This is a genomic window from Paraburkholderia sp. USG1 (assembly GCF_031570135.1).
Classification (GTDB): Bacteria; Pseudomonadota; Gammaproteobacteria; order Burkholderiales; family Burkholderiaceae; genus Paraburkholderia; species Paraburkholderia dioscoreae.
On record NZ_JAMWXW010000019.1, the window covers coordinates 117,137 to 139,754 of the forward strand.

General features: G+C 61.7%; 20 protein-coding genes and 2 pseudogenes. 11 read left to right on the top strand and 11 right to left on the bottom strand.

Translation table 11 applies throughout. The annotated features are described in order from the left end of the window. Positions 1-11: 11 nt before the first annotated feature. From NE850_RS24455 to NE850_RS24490, 8 genes and pseudogenes are all read left to right on the top strand, one after another. Positions 12-839, top strand: a pseudogene (locus tag NE850_RS24455) (nitrilase family protein); the annotation flags it as partial. Between the two features lie 104 nt (positions 840-943). Continuing rightward, a complete protein-coding gene (locus NE850_RS24460; protein WP_310699476.1) occupies positions 944-1,630 on the top strand; it encodes an urease subunit beta in 687 nt (228 codons plus the stop codon). 3 nt (positions 1,631-1,633) lie between these two features. Continuing rightward, positions 1,634-3,349, top strand: coding sequence for an urease subunit alpha (gene ureC, locus NE850_RS24465; protein WP_310699477.1), 1,716 nt, complete (start codon positions 1,634-1,636; stop codon positions 3,347-3,349). Between the two features lie 10 nt (positions 3,350-3,359). Beyond that, positions 3,360-3,974, top strand: coding sequence for an urease accessory protein UreG (gene ureG, locus NE850_RS24470; RefSeq protein WP_310699478.1), 615 nt, complete (start codon positions 3,360-3,362; stop codon positions 3,972-3,974). Continuing rightward, positions 3,971-4,786 carry an urease accessory protein UreD gene (locus NE850_RS24475; RefSeq protein ID WP_310699479.1) on the top strand — a complete coding sequence of 272 codons (816 nt, stop codon included), beginning with the start codon at positions 3,971-3,973 and terminating at the stop codon, positions 4,784-4,786. Before ureG ends, NE850_RS24475 begins: the two co-directional genes overlap by 4 nt. A 6-nt stretch (positions 4,787-4,792) precedes the next feature. Beyond that, positions 4,793-5,353 carry a hypothetical protein gene (locus NE850_RS24480; protein ID WP_310699480.1) on the top strand — a complete coding sequence of 187 codons (561 nt, stop codon included), beginning with the start codon at positions 4,793-4,795 and terminating at the stop codon, positions 5,351-5,353. After that, positions 5,304-6,050, top strand: a complete 747-nt coding sequence (locus tag NE850_RS24485; RefSeq protein ID WP_310699481.1) for an urease accessory UreF family protein — start codon at positions 5,304-5,306, stop codon at positions 6,048-6,050. Before NE850_RS24480 ends, NE850_RS24485 begins: the two co-directional genes overlap by 50 nt. 22 nt (positions 6,051-6,072) lie before the next feature. Then, entirely contained in the window at positions 6,073-7,617 is a 1,545-nt protein-coding gene (locus NE850_RS24490) for an ABC transporter substrate-binding protein (RefSeq protein WP_310699482.1), read from the top strand. 387 nt (positions 7,618-8,004) lie between these two features. Here NE850_RS24490 and NE850_RS24495 read toward each other — a convergent pair whose 3' ends face one another. The 10 genes from NE850_RS24495 to NE850_RS24540 all read right to left on the bottom strand — a co-directional run bounded on the left by NE850_RS24495 (position 8,005) and on the right by NE850_RS24540 (position 18,463). Then, positions 8,005-8,739, bottom strand: coding sequence for an IS6 family transposase (locus NE850_RS24495; RefSeq protein WP_310699467.1), 735 nt, complete (start codon positions 8,737-8,739; stop codon positions 8,005-8,007). 40 nt (positions 8,740-8,779) lie between these two features. Next, positions 8,780-9,103: an aminotransferase class III-fold pyridoxal phosphate-dependent enzyme gene (locus NE850_RS24500; protein WP_310699483.1), complete on the bottom strand. Its 324-nt coding sequence runs from the start codon at positions 9,101-9,103 to the stop codon at positions 8,780-8,782. Between the two features lie 184 nt (positions 9,104-9,287). Then, a complete protein-coding gene (locus NE850_RS24505; RefSeq protein WP_012431156.1) occupies positions 9,288-10,814 on the bottom strand; it encodes a sodium:solute symporter in 1,527 nt (508 codons plus the stop codon). Next, a complete protein-coding gene (locus NE850_RS24510) occupies positions 10,811-11,068 on the bottom strand; it encodes a hypothetical protein (protein ID WP_012431155.1) in 258 nt (85 codons plus the stop codon). Before NE850_RS24510 ends, NE850_RS24505 begins: the two co-directional genes overlap by 4 nt. A gap of 157 nt (positions 11,069-11,225) precedes the next feature. Next, positions 11,226-12,248, bottom strand: coding sequence for a choline kinase family protein (locus tag NE850_RS24515; RefSeq protein WP_202945177.1), 1,023 nt, complete (start codon positions 12,246-12,248; stop codon positions 11,226-11,228). Next, positions 12,173-13,123: an aminoglycoside phosphotransferase family protein gene (locus NE850_RS24520; RefSeq protein ID WP_012431153.1), complete on the bottom strand. Its 951-nt coding sequence runs from the start codon at positions 13,121-13,123 to the stop codon at positions 12,173-12,175. The genes NE850_RS24515 and NE850_RS24520 overlap by 76 nt, the downstream gene beginning before the upstream one ends. A 10-nt stretch (positions 13,124-13,133) precedes the next feature. Continuing rightward, complete coding sequence (locus NE850_RS24525; protein WP_310699485.1) at positions 13,134-14,480, bottom strand: Zn-dependent hydrolase; 1,347 nt, start codon at positions 14,478-14,480, stop codon at positions 13,134-13,136. After that, positions 14,404-15,162 carry a DeoR/GlpR family DNA-binding transcription regulator gene (locus NE850_RS24530; protein WP_012431151.1) on the bottom strand — a complete coding sequence of 253 codons (759 nt, stop codon included), beginning with the start codon at positions 15,160-15,162 and terminating at the stop codon, positions 14,404-14,406. Before NE850_RS24530 ends, NE850_RS24525 begins: the two co-directional genes overlap by 77 nt. A 185-nt stretch (positions 15,163-15,347) precedes the next feature. Next, positions 15,348-16,805 (bottom strand): amidase, encoded by a 1,458-nt coding sequence (locus NE850_RS24535; protein WP_202945176.1) that lies wholly within the window; start codon positions 16,803-16,805, stop codon positions 15,348-15,350. A 746-nt stretch (positions 16,806-17,551) separates the two neighbouring features. Beyond that, positions 17,552-18,463, bottom strand: coding sequence for a LysR family transcriptional regulator (locus NE850_RS24540; protein ID WP_012431149.1), 912 nt, complete (start codon positions 18,461-18,463; stop codon positions 17,552-17,554). A gap of 142 nt (positions 18,464-18,605) precedes the next feature. Between NE850_RS24540 and NE850_RS24545 the strand changes: the two genes are divergently transcribed. The 3 genes from NE850_RS24545 to NE850_RS24555 all read left to right on the top strand — a co-directional run bounded on the left by NE850_RS24545 (position 18,606) and on the right by NE850_RS24555 (position 21,503). After that, positions 18,606-19,757 carry an alpha/beta hydrolase gene (locus NE850_RS24545; RefSeq protein ID WP_081712824.1) on the top strand — a complete coding sequence of 384 codons (1,152 nt, stop codon included), beginning with the start codon at positions 18,606-18,608 and terminating at the stop codon, positions 19,755-19,757. An 89-nt stretch (positions 19,758-19,846) separates the two neighbouring features. Further along, positions 19,847-20,977 carry an MFS transporter gene (locus tag NE850_RS24550; RefSeq protein ID WP_021158343.1) on the top strand — a complete coding sequence of 377 codons (1,131 nt, stop codon included), beginning with the start codon at positions 19,847-19,849 and terminating at the stop codon, positions 20,975-20,977. Positions 20,978-20,984: 7 nt separating this feature from the next. Next, positions 20,985-21,503 (top strand): cyclophilin-like fold protein, encoded by a 519-nt coding sequence (locus NE850_RS24555; protein WP_012431146.1) that lies wholly within the window; start codon positions 20,985-20,987, stop codon positions 21,501-21,503. Positions 21,504-21,986: 483 nt separating this feature from the next. On the opposite strand, the pseudogene NE850_RS24560 reads toward NE850_RS24555, so the two are convergent. Next, positions 21,987-22,496, bottom strand: a pseudogene (locus NE850_RS24560) (TonB-dependent receptor plug domain-containing protein); the annotation flags it as partial. Positions 22,497-22,618 lie beyond the last annotated feature (122 nt).

The window sequence follows — 22,618 nt, forward strand, 5'->3', positions numbered from 1 at the left end:
AATCGACCTTCATGGAAAGTGCCAGCAAGACCGGAATCGCCTGCGTACAGATGCATCCGCGCGTCGGCATGAAAGCGGACAATGTCGCGCGGAGCGTCGAGCTGATCGAGCAAGCGCACGCGCGAGGGGCGCAGCTCATCGTGCTGCCCGAGTTGTGCAACTCGGGCTATGTGTTCGAGTCTCGCGAGGAGGCGTTCGCGTTATCCGAAACAGTCGACGGCGGTCAGACCATTCGCGTCTGGCGCGAGCTCGCGGCCCGCCTCGCCGTGACACTGATCGCCGGGTTCGCCGAGCGCGACGGAGACGTGCTCTACAACGCGGCGGCAGTCATCGGTCCGGACGGCTTGCTGGGGCGCTACCGCAAGCTTCACCTGTGGGGCGAGGAGCAACTGTTCTTCGAACCCGGCAATCTCGGTGTGCCGGTCTTCAATACGCCCTTCGGGCGGATTGCCTGCGCTATCTGCTATGACATCTGGTTCCCGGAAGTCTTCCGGCTCGCGTCCCTGGGTGGAGCGGATGCGCTGTGCGTACCGACCAACTGGGTGCCAATGCCCGCCCAACCCGATCATCTGCCTGTGATGGCGAACATCCTCGCGATGAGCGGCGCGCATTCGAACGGCATGGTCGTGGCGGCGGCCGATCGCGTCGGCACGGAGCGCGGACAGCCGTTCCTCGGCAACAGCATCATCGTGGACAGTCGCGGCTGGCCGCTTGCCGGACCGGCAAGCGCCGACAGCGAGGAGGTGCTGGTCGCGCAGGTCAGTCTCGTCGACGCGAGACGCCATCGCCAGCTCAACGCTTTCAATCATCTCCTGCGCGATCGGCGGGCCGAAGCCTACACGGGACCGGCCCGCGATGATACGCCACGCGGCGGCCGCAAACGCACGGCCTTCCGACGCGCCAGGCCGCCCGGTCCCACCATCCGAATGCACGGAGTTCATGCATGCGTCTGTTTCCACGTGAAGTCGACCGATTGTTGCTGCACCAGGCTGCGCAGCTGGCAAGCGCGCGCCGGGGTAGGGGCTTGCTGCTGACCGAGCCCGAGGCGCGCGCGCTGATCGCGGATGCCATCTGCGAAGGGGCGCGCGAAGGCGGTACGGTTGCCGATATGGTAGCGCTCGCTTCCGCGCTCGTCACCGATGACGACGTGATGCCCGGCGTCGCGGAGCGTATCGACGTGGTGATGGTCGAAGCGTTCTTCCCCGACGGCCAGAAGCTGGTGTGCGTGCACGATCCCATCGGCCCCGGCAAGCGCGCGACCCATACGCCGCCACTGCCGCGCTGGAAGTTGGGCGAGGCGCCCATCGTCGTCAATCGCGACCGGGCGACCCTTCGCCTGCGCGTCGACAGCATTGCCGACCGGCCGATCCAGGTCGGCTCTCACTATCATTTTTTCGAAGTCAATCCTGCGCTGCGGTTCGACCGCGCTGCGGCCTACGGCTACCGGCTCGACATTGCATCGGCGACGACCGTGCGCTTTGAGCCGGGAGACACCCGCGATGTCGATCTCGTCGCGATCGGTGGCGCGCGGGTGGTGCACGGCCTGGCGGGTCTGGTAGACGGCGCACTGGACGACCCCGCCGTTCGTCATGCCGCCATGGCGCGGCTCGCCCTCTTTCTGGAGGATTGATCGATGGCGCACAGCATCGAGCGCTCGCGCTACGTCCAGCTGTATGGTCCGACCACGGGCGATAGCGTCCGGCTCGGTGACACCGGTTTGTGGGCCCGGGTCGAAGCCGACTTGTGTGCCGGCGGCGACGAGCTCGTGTTCGGCGCGGGCAAGACGCTGCGGGCGGGCACTGGCTGCGATGGCGCGTTGACCGCGGCTGACGGCGTGCTCGATCTGGTGGTCACGAATGCGCTCATCATCGACGCGGTCGCAGGCATCATCAAGGCCGACATCGGGATCAAGGGCGGTCGCATCGTGGGCATCGGCAAGGCGGGCGACCCGAATGTCATGGACGGCGTGACGCCCGGCCTGACCGTCGGCGTGAATACGGACATTCGCGCCGCGGAAGGGCTGATCGTGACAGCGGGCGGGATCGACTGCCACGTGCATTTCATCGATCCGGGGCAGGTGGACGAAGCCTTGTGCGGCGGCATCACCACGCTGATGGGCGGCGGGCTCGGCCCCACGACCGTGCCGATCGCCTCGACCGGCACCCGCAATCTCGGGCTGATGCTGCAGGCCGCCGAGGCCTTCCCGGTGAATTTTGGGTTCATCGCGAAAGCGGCGTCGCATGCGGTTGCGCCGCTCATCGAACAACTCGCCTCGGGCGCAGCCGGACTCAAGATCCACGAAGACTGGGGCGCGACGCCCGCTGCGATCGACGCCGCGCTCAGGGCTGCGGAGATCGGAGGCGGACAGATCCAGTTGCACACGGACACGCTCAACGAATCCGGCTTCGTCGAGCATACGATGCGGGTCATCGGCGACCGGTGCATTCACGCATACCACGTCGAGGGTGCGGGCGGCGGACATGCGCCCGACATTATCCGCATCTGCGGCAGGGCGAACGTGCTGCCTTCCTCGACCAATCCGACCAATCCGTACACGGTCAACACTTTCGACGAGCATTTCGACATGGCGATGACAAGCCATCATCTGAACCCGCGCCTGGCCGAGGACGTGGCCTTTGCGGAAAGCCGCATCCGCCGCGAGACGATCGGCGCGGAGGATGTACTGCACGACCTCGGCGCAATCAGCGCGATCGGCTCGGACAGCCAGGGCATGGGACGGATCGGCGAAACCGTCCCGCGATGCTGGCAACTGGCCGAGCATATGCGGGCGTTGCGCGGCAGTCTGCCGGAGGACCGTGGCACCGGCGCGGATAATTTCCGCATCCGGCGCTACATTGCGAAGTACACGATCAACCCGGCGCGCATGTTCGGTATCGACGGCGAAGTGGGTTCGATCGAAACCGGCAAGCTGGCAGATCTGGTGTTCTGGCGGCCGGACAGTTTCGGTGCGAAGCCCGAGATGGTGATGAAGTCGGGCTTCCCGGTGTGGGCGCCGCTCGGCGAGGCAAACGCTTCGCTGATGACCTGCGAGCCGCTGCGCTATCGCCCGATGTGGGGTTATTTCGGGCGCGCGCCGCAGGCGCTCGGCGTGCGCTTCGTCGCGCCGCCCTCGATCGCCTCGGATCTTGCACGGCAACTCGATCTGAAGGCCACGCTTGTAGCCGTAACGGACACGCGGGGACTGACCAAGCGGGACATGCTCTTTAACGACACGCTCGCACCGATCACGGTCGATCCCGAGACTTTTCGCGTTCATGTCGACGGCCAGCCCATCGACAGCGCGCCGGCCGTGCGCGTGGCGCTGGGTGCGTCTTTCATGCTGAAATAGGAGAAACACGATGACGGCAGTGCGTCTGGGTATCGGCGGGCCGGTTGGCAGCGGGAAGACGCGGCTCGTTGAACGCCTGCTGCCAGTCTTTGCGCACGAGGGCGTGGCCGTGGCGGTCATCACCAACGATCTGGTCACACGCGAGGATGCAGAGCGCGTCAAACGCTCGGGGTTGATCGACCCGGAACGGGTGGTCGGCGTCGAAAGCGGCGCGTGCCCGCATACCGCTATCCGCGAAGATCCGTCGGTGAATATCGAGGCGGCCGACTGGCTGGAGCGTCGCTTTCAGCCGGACGTGATCCTGATCGAGAGCGGCGGCGACAATCTGGCGGCAACCTTTTCGAGTGAGTTGGCGGACTGGTGGGCATTCGTGATCGACGTGGCGGGAGGCGACGACATCCCGCGCAAACGTGGCCTGGGCGTGCTTCGCGCCGATTTGCTGGTGGTCAACAAGATCGACCTCGCACCGCACGTCGACGCCGATCTGGCGCGCATGCGTGCCGACGTGGCCACCGCCCGCCCAGACCGGCCGTCGATCTTTACCGACTTGCGCAGCGGCAACGGCGTGCGCGCCGTGTTCGACGAGATCGCACGGTCAGCGTTGTTCGGGCGCCTGCCCGGATGACGGGGGGCCTGTTGTCGATGCGCTTCGTGCGCGACAGCGAGGGACGCACGCGGCTGGCGCAGCGGCGCCAGTGCTACCCGCTGACCACCACGGCAGTCCTGCCGACGACGCACGGGCCCGGCGCGCTCATCTATGTCCAGAACGCGGCAGGCGCGGTGTTCGGCGGCGACCGGCTGGCGATCGATATGTGTCTGGAAGCAGGCGCAGCCGTTTGTGTGTCCACCCCCTCGGCCACGCGGCTACAGGGCGGCGCCCTGTCGGTGCAGAAGACCGAAGTGTCGGTCGGTCGCGGCGCGTTTTTCGAGTCGGTGCCGGACATGATCATTCCGCACGCGCTCGCGCATCACCGGCAGCAGACATCGATCGATCTGGCCGACGACGCGAGCGCAATCATCGTGGACACGCTTGCGCCGGGCCGGGTGGCACGCGGCGAAAGCCACGCCTACCACGGGGTGTCGCTGCGGTTGCAGGCGCGCTTCGGCGGCGTGCCCGTATTGCACGATGCATGCTCTTTTTACCCGTCCGACGCGGACCCGGCGCTGGAGGGCAGCTTGGGAAAGGAGGGCTACGTCGGCAGCCTGTTCGCGCTGTGCCGGGATGGCCGGCAAGACGCACTGGCCGAACGTATCGATGCGGCGCTTGCGGCGCTGCCGGGCGTCTACGGCGGCGCGCTGCCACTCGCGTCCGGGCACGGCGCGGTCGCCCGCTTTCTGGCCGGCGACGCCCCGCTTTTGCGCAAAGCGACTTACGTAGCATGGAATGCCGCACGGCGCCACCTTCGCGGCCTGCCGGCGCCCACACTCAGGAAATAAGGACAGATGGAACTCGTCACGCAGATTCTCGGCCGCGCCGATGCGCCCGAATTCACAGGCCGTGAGGTCGATCGCATCGGCATTGCGTCCGCGGACGCCGGACGTCGCAGGATGCGGCTGCGCAGCGAACGCGGCGTCGATGTCGGAATCGATTTGCCTCGGCAGAACTGGTTGTTCGACGGCGCGGTGCTGCACGATGACGGCGCGCGTGTCGTCGTCGTCGTCCGTTTACCGGAGCCCGTGATGGTGATCGCGCTCGCGGCTCTCACGTCCGAGGCGGCGTTCCGTATCGGTCATGCGTTGGGCAACCGGCACAGCCAGTCCGAGTGGCGCGGCGAGGAGATCATCGTCCCGGTGACGGATACGGCCGAGCTGACGGCTCGCCCCGTGCTCGCGCTCGGACTGCCGGGGCTGACCGTGCGCTTCGCGCAACGGCCGTTCGCCGCCGATGCTCCTCCCACATGCGCTGGCGCCGTACACGAGCATCATCCGTCGCATCATGCCCACGGTCATCATCATGGTCACGATCACCATCACGCTCATGGTTCCGATCACCAAGGGCAGTGAGGCCGTGCGCGCGACTGCCTTGCTCGCATTGATGCAACTGTCGGACGCCGCGCTGCCGATCGGCCGTCATGCGCACGCGATGGGACTGGAGGCGTTGCTGCATGATCGCCGTGTCACCACGCCTGCCTCACTGCGGCAAATGATCGTCTCGGCGCTGATGCGCGGCGCGGCGCGCGCCGATGGCGCAGCTACGGCTCTGGCGCACGACGCGCATCAGGCCCGGGATGCAAAGGCGCTTAGCGAGCTTGACGCGCGGCTCGACCTGCTCAAGCTGACGAAGCCGGCCCAGGATGCATCGCGCCGATGCGGTAGCCGGCTGGCTGCGCTGGTCCCGCTGCTCGGCGCCGACGCGGTCTTGCTGCACTACGTTGGCGAAGTTGCCGAGCGGCGCACGCCAGGCCATCTCGCGGTCGTGTCGGGCGCCGTCGCGGCAGGCGCCGGGATCGGCCGCGCAGACGCCGTGCTGGTCGAAATGCGGGGCATAGCGGCAATGATCCTCTCGGCTGCGGTGCGGCTGGATATCGTGCCGGCAACGGCATCGCAGGGCATGCTGGCAGAGCTCGCGCCGGCGATCATCGCTGCCACGGAAGTCGCCCTTGGTACCGGCCCCGACGACATGGAGTGCAGTGCGGCGGCCGGGCTTGAGATCGCCGCGATGCGTCACGCCCGCAACGAAGGACGGCTATTTGCAACCTGAAGGCTCTGGAAAGGAAAAGTACATGCAGCAAGACCGGATACTGCGCGTGGCGCTGGATTGGGCCGTCGACGAGATCGACCCGCCGCGATCGTTCGGCGGCTGGAATACCGGTCGCGTAGTGCAGCAAACGCACGAAAGCCTCGTGGAAGACGACTTCGATACGCCACCCAGCCCGCCCGACGCAGCCACGCGGATTGTGCCGCGCCTGGCCACCCGTGTAGAGAACTCCGCCGATGCGCGCCGCTTCGTGTTCCATCTGCGTCAGGACGTGCGCTTCCATGACGGCGCGCCGCTGGATGCACACGCTGTCGTCGTCAATTACGAACGCATGATACGTCGCGATTCGCCGCATTATTCGCCGGTGGTCGCGGACTTCAACCGGACCGGCGTCGAATCGATCGAGCATGTGCGTGCGCTCGATACGAACACGGTGGAGTTCATGCTCGACCAGCCGTTTCCTGAGTTTCTCCGCTATATGACGCAGGAAGACGCGCCCGGCGCGCAATCGTTGATCAGTCCGCTGGCGCTTCACAAGTGGGGGCCGGACGGTTGCGCGGACCGTGCGCCCGGAACCGGCGCGTTTCGCTTCGACCGCCGTTTCGACACCGCAGGCGGATCGGCAGTGGCGTTATCGCGCAACGCATCGTATTGGGACGGGCCGCCTTCGATCGACGGTATCCGCTTCCTGCCTTTCCTCGATACCGGCGATCGCGTTCGCGCACTGGTGGAGGGCAGGGTGGATGTCGCCTACGGCGTCGAGGGCGCCGACCTCGACGATCTTTCTGCACGGGGCTTCGTCGTGCCGGCGTTCTCGCCGCCTTACCTTTGGTATCTCGTGTTCAATCTCCGCGACGAGCACATGAACGACGTGCGCGTGCGGCAGGCCATCGCCTGTGCGATCGACAAGGAAGCTTTGTGCCGCGCGCTGTTCCCGGGCGCCGCGCAGCCCGCTACCAGTGCGATCCCGCCGGGTGCGCCGGCGCATGACGCCAGCGCACCCGAGCGCTACCCCTATGATCCGGCGCGCGCGCGGGCGTTGCTGAACGCGGCGGGTGTCGTCGATACGCTGACCTTGCGTGTCGTGGCGGCGCGCGCAGGCTCGGCCCAACTGAACCCCGGAGCGATTTACGACTGCATCGCTCGCGATCTCGCCAAGGTGGGCATCGATCTGGAAGTGACGCTGCATGCCGACTGGGTGGCTTATTGCAACCAATGGCGGGAAGGTGCGCCGACCGGCATCGCCTTCAGCGAAATGAGCTGGGCGATGTCCTGCGATCTATGGCTGTCGCAGGTGCTGCACGGCAAGAACGCATCGCCGCGCGGCTTCAACGCGGGTTATAACGCAGACAGCGTATTGGATACCTTGCTCGACCGGGCGCGCGGGACCGTAGCGGCCGGTGACCGTAGCGCACTCTACCGGGCCGCGGATGCACGCGTCATGGAGACGTTGCCGATCCTTCCGTTATTTACGTCGCGACGGGGAATGATTGCCTGGTCGTCCAGGGTGACAGGCATGACGGTCGTCAATCAGTGCTGGCAGGATTTTCGGCGGATAGGACTTAAGTGAGAACCGCACGACCGGGTGAAGGTGACGTGTTTAGCGCCGGTCCGGACTTTTTCTGTTCGACAAACTGTGTGCCTTCGTACGCGAAGATGGTTTGCGATTTCCGATTTTCTGTCGTCTCGGGACATGATACGGAGGAGCTGTTTCGCTAGACCTTTTCAATGCAAGCCATCCGGAGGTGGCGAAGCACATGAAGCTTTCGCAAACGGATAGCGAGTCCACCGAGGATTTCACGGACGACCTCAAGCGCTTCCTGAATGCGCTGTGCAATGAGGGCTAGCCTAATGCCCTGAGGGTGAAGGCGAAGCAGCGCCCGTGGTTGACGTAGTGCTCAAGGGCTTTGTCAACTTACCGAGAGTGAGACGGCACGGCGGCAGATACGACTACTGGTCAGAAAGCAGTCGACGGATTTTGGGCGAGTTCGGCGAAGTCGCGCCATGCAACGAACCGAGCTGCGAGTTGTTTGCGATAGAGTGAAGCACGCAGCAGATGCCGCTTGAGCGCGAAATGTTGTCGGATCGGCCCGAAGCACGAGAGAAATTTCTGTGTGCGGTTAGGGTCGCGAAAGCCGCGCATGCGCCGCTCGCGCTCGCGTGTCGGTTGGTGGCTATTCTCCGCGCGGTTGTTCAGCCGAGCTGCCGCTTTGACGAACACATGCTTCACGTTCGCAAGCTCCGGGATCTCGGCTTTTGCCGCCGGATAGCTGCGCAATTGATCGGTGACGATCTTGCGCGGCACCGGGCTCGAACGCAGCACACGCTTGAAGAAGCGTTTGGCGGCAGCCTTGTCGCGCCGCTTTTGCACCAGGATGTCGAGTTCGGCGCCATGCTCGTCGACCGCACGCCACAGCAGATACGGTTCGCCACGCAGGGTGACGAACATCTCGTCGAGGTGCCACGTGCTACCCGGCTTGCGCCGCGCGGCTTTCATCCGGTGAGCAAAGCCCTTGCCAAACTTGTCGCACCAGCATCGGATCGTCTCGTATGTCACGATCACCCCACGCTCGAAGAGCAGTTCCTCGATGTCGCGCAAGCTCAACTGAAAGCGGAAATACCAGCGCACAGCGCAACTGATGACTCCGGCTGGAAAACGGTGACCGTGATAGAGCGATTTCGATTTCTTCATCCCGCCATCTTACGTGACTGACACAACAACCTGACAACGCCTAGGCGAGGATTCGCTCGTGCAGATAACGGGTATGCGTATTCAGCTGCTTCATCTGCTCATGCACCGACGCTATGACGGCCGGGTGACAATGACCGATGCTGGCGACGTTGTTATACATGTCCAGATACTTATCGCCGTGAACGTCCCAAAGATATTGCAGCTGGCCGCGTACGAGATGAACGGGCTTTCTGTAGAACAACCGATAGGAACCCCCCAGCAGTTGCTCCCGCTTCTGCGTAAGTTGGCGGGTGTATTCATCCAGTGTTGCCGCGTTCTCAGGACGGAAACTATTCGTGTCCATAATGGTTGACCGGGTACCCATGACTAATTGCTCCACATTTAAAAGCGGTCTGAGATCAGGATGACGTTTCACGCGCTCGATAGACGAACGGGAACGAGAGTCCGCCTGTCAGACCCGCTTGAGTATTCAGAAAAAGTTGCTCCATTCCGCCGGCGATCTGTCGAACGGCGACGAGCGGAAGTGGATTCGGAACTGCCGGTGTGGGTCAGTGCAGCGCAGGCGCGCAGGCAGGACCCTTTGCGCCGGTCGTGACCTGTCTCGAGAACAAGCGGTCCACCCGGGCAATTTCCTCTGGCGACTGTTTGATCGCGAGCGCAAAAATCACGAAGACGATAAAGTTCGCGGCGAGCCCGACGATCCCGCTTGTCAGCGAGCCGAGTGCCCGAATATCGTCCGGATAAATGGTCGTCAGTACGATTGCGATCGCAATGCCGACCAGCATGCCGGCAATCGCCCCCTGCTTGTTTCCGCGCTTCGAAAAGATCCCGAAGAAAAGCGGCACTGCCAGCTGGATAATCCCTTGATACGAGATCTGCGCAAGCAATTGCAGTCGACTGTAATCGAATGTCAGGTACGCGATCACGGCAGCAGCAACAATGAATACGACCATTCCGGCCTTCGACAGCACCATGAGCTGCCGGTCGGAGCGCGGAGTATTCCAGGTCGCAATGTCATTTGCGAATTGTGTGCCGCACACCTGCACGCAACCGTCCACGTGTCCGATACTGGCTGCGAGTACGATGACGGTTGCGAGCGCAAGCAGCCACGGGCCGCCGATATCCGCGAGAGCGACGAACCAGCCGTCCTGCGGATGTGCTGCAACCTTGGGATCGTGGCTCGCCGTCGCGGCAAACAGCATCAGGATGCAATAGAACCCGCCAACCAGCAACATCGTCAACAGCGTGCCCTTCTTGACTGCGCGTACACCGCTCGCCGTGTAAATCCGCTGGAAGCTCATCGGCCAGCACATCGACCCGATCACGCCTGTGAAGATCAGGCTAAACATGTACCAGGGACCATATGCCGTGCGAGCGTCCCCCGGGATCAGGAGCATCCTGGCCGGAAGCTGGGAGAGGTTCGAAAAGGGCGCGTGGTTGCCCATCAACAGCAATATGCAGACTACCGCGCATACCACATACGCGACGATGCCTTGAAACATATCGGTCATGATGAGCCCGCGCATGCCCATGCTGACCGTCCAGTATTGACGGATGAGAACAACGGCAACGCCCACGATCAGACAGGTCGTAACGGACCACTGGCTGAAGCTGGCGAACTGGAACAACGTCCCGAGCGCCTGGATGCCCATCACGACCCACGGAAACACGGAGATAATTCCGATGATCGACGCAATCCGCTTGACGACCGGGCTGTTGTAGCGCATTCCGAGCAAATCTGGTTGCGTCGTCAGGTTGTACTGCGACCCCCACGACCATGCGCGATTCGCCATGAGGTACATCACCGTAACCCCGAGCGTGGCGTACACCATTCCATAGAAGCCGAGCACGCCGCCGACGGACAAGGCAAAGAATGCAGTGAACGTTGACCCCGGCCACCAGGAATTTGTATAACTCATTGCAACGTACCACGGACCGTAGGAACGTCCGCCGACCGCGTAGTCCGCGAAACTCGTGCTCCTCCGGTTGGTCGCATACAGTATCGCGATCATCACGACGAGAAAAATGGCAATCGTGCCAAACGTTATGAATACGGCTCCATTCGACGCGTTCATGCCAGCTCTCCTTCTTTCACGCAATCTCCGACCTTCCCTTCAACCAGGTACAGCACCCAGACGCCGAGTAAGACCAGAACCACATTGACCATCCAGTAAAAAATCGGTAGCGGTATACCGAGCACCAGAAGCGTGCTACCGCTGACACTGAGATAGAGCGGCGGAAACAGTGCCATCAGCAGTAGCAGGAAGAAATAAATACCAAACACGACTCGGATCAGGCGCCGCGGTGGTGACAGCATTGGCGTATTCACTTTCAGATGCTCCTTAAAGTTAAGGTTTTCTTCACATAAATTCAGGAATACTAAGTACAGTAGTTGTAATTAGCCGGTGATGACTTCGTCCTGCTACCCTCAAATCCTGTTACCTACCAGCCTGCCGATCTGACCATCGTCGAACAGCAGGAGAAGCTCATACCTGCCTTAGCCAGCTTTCCCATCTGATATCCTGCATGACAGTGCGAGCTCGCATGTACTTCCATATCCCGTACTTATAGAAATCAAAATCGATTCTGGAGACTGAACGCTGCACCATCGCCCATGCCGACCATTTAAGGTCAGCCAGCGCTTTGTAGAGCTGTACACGTGCAATTTCCCTGGGTCCAACGCGCCCAAAATATTCCTCGATCAGTTCCAGCTCCACCTGCTCATCGAAGAACATCTCGCCGAACCACATCGCAAGCTCGTAGTACCGGTCGTTATTCGACGCGTATTCGAAATCGACGAGCATGACTCGATGTGCTGCATCGAGCATGAAGTTGCCCGCGAGCGTATCGTTCATGCATGGCGCGAGATCGACGCCGGATGCCTCGAGCGCCCGCCGTGCGCGTGCGTATTGCCGGCACAACCATTCGTGATCGAGCGGACACGCCGCGCGTAGTGTGCCGCGCTGGTCCTCATGCTCGTCGATCATGTTGAATACGGTTTTCGTCTGCGTTAGCAATGGCTGGTCGTTAAACGCCTTCAGCGCCCGTAACGCGTTGTGCCGTACCGTGCCATTCAGAAAGTCGAGATTCGAAGACGAGTGCCATCCCTCCATGAACTCGAAAATTTCGACGCCGCAGTCTTCCATAAATGAGAAGACCGGAGCACCGTAACCACATTCAGCGGCGCGCACACTTGCCTCATGCGCGGTGCGGCGATCGATGAACATTTCCGTCCCGATGCCAGGGACCTTAAGGAAATACGTGGTTTTCTCGTGTCCGTTCGCAACCTCCACGCGCCAGTTCGAGTTGGAAATTCCACCGCTGACAGGCGAATAGCGGATCGCCCGCTCCGCCCAATCCGGCACGCGGCGAATGACGGACTCGATGTTGAATTCATCAGTTGTCTGTGCATCTCCGGGAGTTTTCATTTCACCTATCCTTTGAATGCTCGTAGCCAGCCCTCGAAACGCGGGTCCCGAATCGTCTGCCGACAGCGCTGTAGTGTCCATTGAGAAAGCTTGGTGAACTCAAGGCGGCGCGAGGACGTCGTGCCAAGCCATAGTCCCCACAACGTCCAGTACCAGTCGTCAACAAACGCATAGAGACGGCAGCGTGCGTAGTCGGCTTCTTCACACTGACCACTCCAAAACCTGATTCCGTCACGCCATTGCGGTTCAAACTGGTAAAGCTCATTCAGAACGACAGCGACGTCGTACCAGGCATCGCCCGTTCCACCTCGATCAAAGTCGACCAGGGCCAGCGTATCGTCAGGGCCAACCATCACGTTTGAAGCTGCACCGTCACCGTGTAGCGGGACAGGGGTGGTGTCGCGTCCACTTTCGAGCGCGCTCGATGCCATTTCGACGCACTCGTCGAGCCATTCATGACCTGACGGCAGAACGACGGCGTCGCGATCACACAGTGCGCGCAGGCGGGCAATATCGGCCACAAACGAGCGGTGAAATCCGGGATCCGGTCCGCAATGAACCTTGCGCTTGAGATCCCACAAACGCTCGAGTCGGTCAGGCGCAGTGAGATCGTCGACCCGTGCCCACCGCCACGCATCGTCCGGGAGCGCATCGAATAGCAACACACCGCGCTCGACATCGGCCAGATAGAGAGCTGGCGTGACACCGGTCAACGCTGCCGCCCGGCTGGCGAGTACGGTCTGCTCCACATCGATCAGCGGACGCATATCGTCGTACAGCACTTTCGCGTATCGTTTCTCGCCGTCGCCTGTTTGAACGAGAAATCCCGCCCATTCGGTCCGGAGGCGCATCGGCGACGCGACACCGCCAAGTCCGCTGCAGCTATACTCGAGCGCAGTCAGGTCCGTATCGGCGAGTGCCTCGATCAGGCGTGCCTGTTCGGAGGAGGTTTTCATTTCCCAACCCTCACCGACTGTTCTGCGTTGTCACGCAGAGCGTTTCCAACAGCGCACTTAGCGCGCGCAGGCCATTGTGCAGATCTGCCTCTTCCGTGAACTCAGCTTCGTTATGAGCGATGCCGCGATGGCTCGGTATGAAGAGCAGACAGGAGGGAACCGTTCGACTTAGACTGATCGCGTCGTGCCCGGCGACCGTCACGCTGTCGACGGACCGCAGCCCGAGCGATCTGCAAACGTCGTGTGCGCACTGTGCCAACCTGCTATCGAGCGCAACCGGCGCGCGTAGCTGACGGCTCTCCACTTCGACATGCGTGCCGGTCTGCGCAGCGATGTCGTCGAGTATCTGGGCAAAGCGTTTGCCGACGTCCTCGAGTCTATCTGTGGACAGGGAGCGGAATTCGACGTAGAGCGTCGCCTTCGATGGCACCACGTTTGGCGAATTTGGATAAACGTCGAGACGTCCCACCGAACCATGCATCTGGTCGCCGTGCTTCCCGACTTCCGAGTACACGGCCGAAATCGCGCGTGCAGCGGCCCGTAGCGCGTCCCGCCGCTGGTCCATCGGCGTAGGACCCGTGTGGCTTTGTTCGCCGTCAAAGCGCACGCGCAGCTTTAGGGCCGCCCAGGTTTCCCTCACTACGCCGATTGAGATCTGCTCCCGCTCGAGTCTTTCGCCCTGCTCGACATGCGTTTCCACGTATGCGGCGACCGGGATGTCGAGCATCTCTTCGCCGAGGTAGCCGATGCGCTCGAGCGCCTGGCACAACGTGATGCCCTGTGCATCGGTACAGGCGAGCGCGTCGTCAACCGATAACGCGCCAGTGAATACGCTGCTGCCCGTCAGGCTGGGCTGGAAGCGGGCGCCTTCTTCGTTTGTCCAGTCGACGACAGCGAGATTGCATGGAGGGCGAACGCCACGTTCCCGTAGCCGTCTTGCAATGCCGGCAATTGCGACTGCACCGGCAAGCACGCCGTAGACCCCGTCGAAACGTCCCGCACTCGGCTGACTATCAAGATGCGAGCCGCACAGCACGTAGGGCGCTGACGGGTCGAACGTGACGAGACCGAACAGGTTGCCGACGCGATCGACTTGCACATGGAAGCCATGGCGGACTAACCAGTCGCGCAGCAGGTCGCGTACACGGCCATCTTCCTCAGATGCGGCAAGTCGATGCAGACCTCCCGCGCTGGTTACGCCGATCGCCGAGGTGGCTCGAAACAGCGCATCGAACTCACTTATTGCATCGGCATCAGGCAAGTTGACTGCGATTGGAGAGCTAGGGATAGAGTATGTCGACATGTTCCTGTTCCATACGTTGACGATAGTCTCCTGGTGGCGGGAGATTCGTGACAAGAGTCGTGACTGCGCTGAATGGCAGGGTGTTGATGAACGTGCGATGGCCAAACTTGCCGTAGTCGGCGAGAATCACGCTTCGTACGCAATGCCTGGCGAGCGTCCGCCTCAACACTGCCTCGGGTTCCTCGTAATCCATGAAACCGAGTTCCAGGTCGATGCCGCCGATTCCCATGAACGCGATGTCGTAGTGGAACTGCCGGGAAAATTCGAGCGTATGAGGACCAATCAGCGCATTGTCGTTACGGCGAACATCACCAGGCGTGACGACCACATGGTTGTCGCTTTGCTGCGCGACGAGTTGTGCGATATCCAGTGAGTTCGTGACAATCCGTAACCGGCTGAATCTCGTCAACGCCTGCGCCATCGCAAATGTCGTCGTGCCGGTATCAAGAAAAATTGCCATACCCTCCTGGACAAATCCTGCCGCACACGTGGCGATCTGGGTCTTCGCCTTTGTCTGAAGTCGGCTGCGCACCTGCAGCGGCTGCTCCTCGCTGCTCCTTGGCGCAATCGCGCCGCCGTGAATCCGGCGGAGTTTGCCGATCGACTCAAGATATTTGAAATCCCGTCGAATGGTTTCTTCGGAAACCAGTAAAAGTGCTGCCAGATCAGATGCTTTCACGCGCTGCTGCGCGTCCAGCAAGCGCAGGATTTCCTGAATACGTGGCTGAGTGAGCATGAAGTGGTCGATCCCGGTGACTAGAGTCCTAGCAGTGTAGCGAGACCGTCGTGCCCTGCGTGAGGTACGCCCATCACGATGTGCGCGATGCGCGACCGTCACATCACGGGCGTCGGGCGCCGAAGTGACCCATCTCACTGATCGATCGTGAACCACGAAGCGTTGGCAACGTAGCATGGTGGGCCTCAGACGCCGAGCATCGGGGGTAGCCGATGCGCCCATGGCATGATTGCTTCGATGGCGGAGCAGAACTGCAGCACATCTGCGTCTGCGAAACGCGGACCCACGACCTGCAATCCAACTGGCAAACCCGTGTCGCTCCAGCCGCACGGCAGGCTCGCGGCCGGATTACCGGATAGATTGAACGGGTACGTGAAGGGCGTCCAACACGCCCAGGGCAACGCACTGTCATGCGTATCGAGTTCAGGCGGAGCGATGAGATCCGCGTCGAACGGAAGGATTGGCAGCGTTGGCGTCAGCAGGAAATCGTACGTGTCGAACAGCGCATGAACCTGGCAGGCGAACGTCGCTCGCCGCTGGATTGCAGTGAGATAGTCCTCGAGACTGTAATCTGATGCCCGGCCTATCAGCCTGGCGAACCCGGGGTCGAGCTGGTCCGCACAGTTTTTCAAGGTCTGGCCATACACGATACCGCGCCCGGCGACCCAAAGCGTTTCGAACGTGGGGAGCGGATCATGCCAGCCGAGCACCGGCATTTCCAGGTCGATCGGGAGCGCACGTGCAATTCGCTCAACAGCTGCGCCGACGACACGCGATATTTCCGGATCAACATCGACACCAAATAGCGTTGGACAGAACGCGACGCGTACCCGCTTCAACGGCTCTTCGCAGCGTGCGAGATACGATCCGGTCGCTGCAGGCAACGCCTGGTGATCACGCGAATCGGGCCCGGCAAGAACGTCAAAAAGCAGCGCGCTGTCACGTACGGTCCGGGTGATGGGACCCGCGTGGCTCAGCATTTCTGTCGCCGACCAGGGCCACGTTGGGATGCGACCGTGGGACCCCTTCATCGCGAATACGCCACAAAACGCGCTGGGGATTCTGACCGATCCCCCTCCGTCCGAGCCGAGTGATGCAGGGACCATGCGCGCAGCAACCGAGATAGCCGAACCGGAACTCGACCCCCCACTTGTGAGGCGCGCATCCCACGGATTGCAGCCATTACCAAAAACCCGCGAATAGCTCGCCCCACTCCAGCCAAACTCGGTCGTCGCAGCTTTTCCGAGCAGGATTGCCCCCGCTTCCTTGAGCCGCCTGATAACGGGAGCATCTTCCTGCGGTACCCAGTTCATAGCGGTCAACGAGCCTCGCGTAGTGCGCAGCCCTGCGGTGGCAAACAGGTCCTTGATTGCGAACGGGACGCCGTGCAGGCCTCCACGCGTCCGGTTCTCTTTAGCCTCGCGCGTGAGGGTTTCCGCGTAGCGAAGCGCCTCTTCCGCATAGACGTCACCGAACGCATGCAATGTTGGATTGTGGGTTTTGATCGAATCCAGACAGCGCTGAACGAGCTCAACCGGCGTCAGTTCGCCGCATCGTATCGATGCGGCCGCGTCGGCGACGGTCGGCATTAAGTTCTTGTTTACTTGCGGATTCATGGCGGAATGGGGCGTCGTCATCAGCATTGATAGGGCGATTCCATTACAGGCAAGCCAAAAATCCGCGTCAAGAAAAATTTGTTGGGAATGTTGTGATTGTTGGTTTTGTTGGTTTTGGTTTGGTGCATAGATTCGACGTACAGCCGCAGATCTCACCCTGGTCGCTCTTGACGTCGATCGACGGCCAGTGGCATGAGCCAACCAGTCCGCGCGAGTTACCGGAGAGATTTGTCCCCAGGAGGGGTTCTGAAGCTGTGTCCGGGAGGCGGCCCTCCATCATGGACGCAGCGACCTGACGCGCGGCCGAAACTGTTCGTGGGCAGGCTTATGGCGCTCAAGATCAAGAGGGAGCGGAATTGTGTAGCTGTCGTCCACGAACGACCGGCGTTGCTATGACGGGCGTGGCCTTCGAAAGCGCGGGTAAAGTCTGGGATCCGGGATCCGTACCGCAGGGCTGAGTATGAAAACGATGAAAGAGCCTCAAAATAGCGCACGAGCTGCGTCGTAAGCCATTCATCATTCGATAATCAGCTGGGGACTCCTTACGACGTGCACCCGAGTGGCAACCAACAGTTGCCAGGGCAACTGCGTCGATCATTGCCTCACCTGGAGCAACCCAATAAAGTTATTGAGCGGCAGGCATTTCCCGCGCCGCGATGTGTGTTTTGAGGGCTCCGGTGCGCGCATTGGAGCCCTTTTTTCTCCACATCAACTGAAGAATTGACGACCGACGCCTGATTCGGCTATCTGCTGACCCGATGCTCATGGATTCGTCATTGTCCGGGAGCCGTGGTACCCGTCACACGCAGCGCGTTGGCAACCAGCGAAAACGCCGGAGAAGGCTGACGCCGGCTTGGGTAATACAGGTAATAGCCGGGAAAGGAAGCGCACCACTCGTTCAGGACGCGCACCAGACGGCCTTCCTTGATGTGCGGCGCGAATTCATCCTCGGGGAGGAAGGCGATGCCCAATCCCGCCAACGCGGCGTCCACCATGCCGGGCGACGTGTTAAAGATGAGCTGTCCGTTGACCCGCACATTCTGCCTCTTGCCCCGGCGCTCGAAATCCCAGACGTACAACCCACCTGCCGTCTGCATGCGCTGGTTGATGCAATTGTGGCTCAACAGGTCACGCGGCGTTTTGGGAACCGGGCGGGCAGCGAAGTATGCCGGCGACGCCACAACAGCCATGCGCACCGGCGGCCCGATGGGCACCGCAATCATGTCCTTGTCGATGGTGTCCCCCAGGCGCACACCCGCGTCGAAGCGATCGGCCACGATGTCCCTGAACCCGTAGTTGACATCGAACTCGACATTGATATCGGGATAGTCGCGCAATAGCGGCTTGAGCTTGGGCAGCAACGTTGTCCGCAGGACATGCTCACCGCAGGTAATCCGCACCGTGCCGGCTGGCTTGTTCCGCATCTGCGTCAGCTCATCCAGTTCGGCTTCGATTTCCTCGAAGCGATGGCCGATGGCCTTCAACAGACGTTCGCCCGCAGCCGTGGCCGACACACTGCGGGTGGTTCGCGTCAGCAGCCGGATCTCAAGCCTTGCCTCCAGGCCGGCGATGGCCTGACTGAGTGCCGACTGGGTCACGCCCAGCAAAGCAGCGGCACGCGTGAAGCTGCCTTCCCGCGCCACTGTCACGAAATACAGGAGATCGTTGAGGTTACGTCTGACCATGAGGGCCATCCTCAGAGGTGATTAATTAGCCGATCTTATATCCTCTTTAAGAATTCATTAGCTAGTCGGGCGCACCGTCCTGAAGGAAGATTCAGCATATGACCGCCAATGCGGCATCTATCTGAAAGTGAACGCCCCGAACATGAGCAAGCCATTCAACTGTGCGGAAAAAGAAGCTGCAGATCCCACGCGCAGCCAGGTAACGGATCGACGCGGCTTTCTGAAAGTGGCTGGAACCACCCTCACCGCACTGAGCGTTCTGTCTATCACTGGCAACATCGCCTTTGCTGCAAATACGAAAGCGAGCCCCGATATGTCCAATGGCGCAGACAATTTTTACCGGAGCGACAAGGTGACCTTGCAGACAGTCTCCTTCGACAACCAGTACAGGATGCAGGTCGCAGGCAATCTGTTTGTTCCAAACGGGTTCGACCGGAACGTCAGGCATCCCGCGATCATCGTCGGCCATCCGATGGGCGCGGTGAAGGAGCAAAGCTCGAACCTGTACGCGCAAAAGCTGGCCGAACAGGGCTTCGTCACCCTGGCGATCGACCAGTCGTTCTGGGGAGAGAGCGAGGGCCAGCCGCGCAACGCCGTCGCACCGGACATCTATGCCGAGGCATTCAGCGCGGCGGTGGACTACCTCGGTACGCAACCGTTCGTGGATCGCGAGCGCATTGGCGTTCTCGGTATCTGTGGCAGCGGCAGCTTCGTCATCAGCGCGGCGAAGATCGACCCGCGCATGAAAGCCATTGCAACAGTCAGCATGTACGACATGGGGGCGGCCAACCGTGACGCCCTGAACCACTCGCTGACGCTCGAGCAGCGCAAGCAGATCATCGCGGAGGCAGCGCAGCAGCGGTATGTGGAGTTCACCGGCGGAACGACACGGTACACCGGTGGGACGGTGCTGAAACTGGACGCCCATACCGATCCCGTGCAGCGCGAGTTCTACGACTTCTACCGCACTCCGCGCGGCGAGTTCACGCCGAAGGGCGTGTCGCCGCAGACCACCACGCGTCCGACGCTGACCAGCAACGTGAAGTTCATGAACTTCTACCCGTTCAACGACATCGAGGCGATCTCGCCGCGCCCGCTGCTGTTCATCAGCGGTGACCAGGCGCATTCCAGGGAGTTCAGCGAGGACGCCTACCGGCGCGCCGCCGAGCCGAAGGAACTGGTCTGGGTGGCGGGCGCCGGCCATGTCGATCTCTACGACCGCGTGGACCTCATTCCCTGGGACAAGCTCACGTCCTTCTTCAGCAGGCATCTGGCGCAGACGGTAACTTCATGACGGCACGACCCTGTGAGGCCCGAGATCAAGGCAACTTCTCCGCGGATACGACGAGCGAACGGGCCGGCTGTTGGAGCGGCGTATTCGCGATGTCGCTGTGCGTGTTCGCGCTGATCGCTTCCGAGTTCATGCCTGTCAGCCTGCTGACGTCCATGGCGAACGACCTCCATGTCACCGAGGGAATGGCCGGGCAGGGCATTGCGATCTCCGGGGCGTTCGCTGTACTGACCAGCCTGTCAATCTCCGCGCTGGCCGGCAGCCTGAACCGGAAGACCCTGCTGCTGGGATTGACGGCACTGATGGCCGTCTCCGGTGCCGTGATCGCGCTGGCATCGAACTATCCGGCGTATATGGCAGGCCGTGCGCTCATCGGCGTGGTCATCGGCGGTTTCTGGTCCATGTCGGCCGCGACGGCCATGCGGCTGGTGCCAGCCCATCAGGTGCCGCGCGCGCTGGCGATCTTCAACGGTGGCAACGCGCTGGCCACGGTGATTGCCGCGCCGCTGGGCAGCTATCTGGGCTTGGTCATGGGCTGGCGCGGTGCCTTCTTCTGTCTGGCGCCGGTGGCGGCGGTCACGCTGGTCTGGCAATGGGTCAGCCTGCCTTCGATGCAGCCCGAGGCCCGCGCAGCCGGCTCCCCCAACGTGTTCAGGTTGCTCAGGAGCCGCTCCGTCGCGCTCGGCATGGCCGCCTGTGGCGCTTTCTTCATGGGGCAGTTCGCCTTGTTCACCTACGTGCGGCCGTTCCTTGAAACGGTGACGCATGTCGGCGTGTCCACGCTGTCGCTCATCCTGCTCGTGATCGGGGTGGCAGGCTTCATCGGCACCGCGCTCATCGGGGCGGTCCTCAAGCTCGGTCTGTACAGGACCCTGATCGTCATTCCGGTTCTGATGGCGCTGATCGCCCTGGCATTGATCCCCCTCGGAGCTTCGATCGCGGACGTTGGGGCGTTGCTTGGCGTGTGGGGTCTGATAGCGACAGCAGCACCCGTCGGCTGGTGGAGCTGGATCGCCGAAGCCATGCCGCAGAGCGCCGAAGCGGGCGGCGGGCTGATGGTGGCCGTAATCCAGTTGTCCATCGCCCTGGGTTCGACGGTGGGCGGTCTGCTGTTCGACACCAGCGGCTACCGGAGTACCTTCGTGGCAAGTGCCGTCGTGCTGCTGCTCGCGGCCTTCCTGACCTTCCTGACCTCACGCTCGCTGACGTCCCACACCGCTTGAGTATGCAATGAAGATCGAACATCGACGAAATCGAAAGGGGTGGAGCCTGCGTGGACTGAGCCTGGTGCTCGGGTTATTCATTTTTAGCAGCAGCGGCGAAGCCGGCCAGCAGTCGGTTTCGGGCTCACTCGCCGTTACTGCTGCGGATGCCAGTGCGGCGTCCCTGAAACCGGAGGAATCACGTATGTGGATGACAATCGGCGAACATCGTTTCGCCATTACGCTGGCTGACAACGCCGCCGCCCGCGCGCTCGCAGGGCTGCTACCCCTGACGCTGGATATGGCGGAACTCAATGGCAACGAGAAGCATGGCGAGGTATCCAAATCGTTGCCGATAAACGCCAGCCGCCCAGGGACGATTCGTAACGGCGACCTGATGCTGTACGGGTCAAGGACCCTGGTCGTTTTTTATCAGACCTTCGACTCGTCCTATTCGTACACCCGCATTGGTCGCGTGGACGATCCCACTAGCCTTGCCCAAACGCTCGGCGACCGCAATGTACGAGTTACGTTTTCCAGGGACTAATCGGGCTCTGCCAATTCCCCCCAGCAGCCTCAAGGCTGGCTTGCGGAACTCGCCCCGCGTTCGTGATGAAAGAGCGGTGACGCCGCGGATTCCCAGAACGTCAGCGAATGACAGCTTCTCCGCTTTGACGCGGCCACAGAGTTGTGGTGATCGAAGCTCGCCAATGGGTCGACGCGCGCCGATCGAGCGCCGCCGCGTCGGCATAGAATCATCGTAGTAGCTGAGCGTGACCGTCGTCGGGCTGTTCAGGCCGAACGCGACGGACGGCGCGACGCCCCACCGCTTGCTGTAGACGTTGTTGCGCCCCGCCTGATTCGCATCGAAGCCCATCGCATTGAAACGAAATGCGTTATCGCCTGCGAACTTCTGGTTGACGTCGAGCGTCAGGCGCTTATATGCGTCAGTACCGATGCCGGCACTGCCCGTGATGAAGTTCTCGTTCTTCGGCATCTTGGTTTCGATGTCGATCGAACCGCCCACCGCGCCGCGGCCGGCATAAACCGAATCCGGGCCCTTGATGACCGTGATGTTCTCGATGTCGAAGGTCTCGCGATTCTGGACGCCGGAGTCCCGAATGCCATCCACAAAGATCGAATTGCGCGATTCGAAGCCGCGGATCACCGGTCGATCTGCCGACGGGTTCGCCGCCGCATCGCCGCCCAGAAAGGTGATACCAGGAACGGTCTTGAGCGCGTCCGCGAAGGTTGTTGCGTTGGTTTGCCTGATCAGTTCTTCGGGGATGACCGTGATCGAACGTGGCGTGTCCAGCAACGGCGCGGTGAATTTATAAGACGGTAGCGCCTTAACCTGCATATCCGATTGGACCGCAGTCGCATTCACGGTTACGGCAGGCAATGTTTGCGGCGAGGAATCGCCCGACTCCTGCACAGGCGCGGCCTGCGCGAACGCTTGCGAGGGGGAGAGAAAACTTGCGCAATAGAGGGCGCCGACGGACGCGAGCAGGCGCGTCCGCGTGTTGAACAGAGCGGGCATGGTGGCGGTCTTGAAGATGGATGATCCCCACGTTGCATGGGGCACACGGATGCGAAATGGATCGTCTTAATCCAGTAAATGAGAAGCATCCTCATTTACTTTTAGAAGCGAAGTGTAATGTT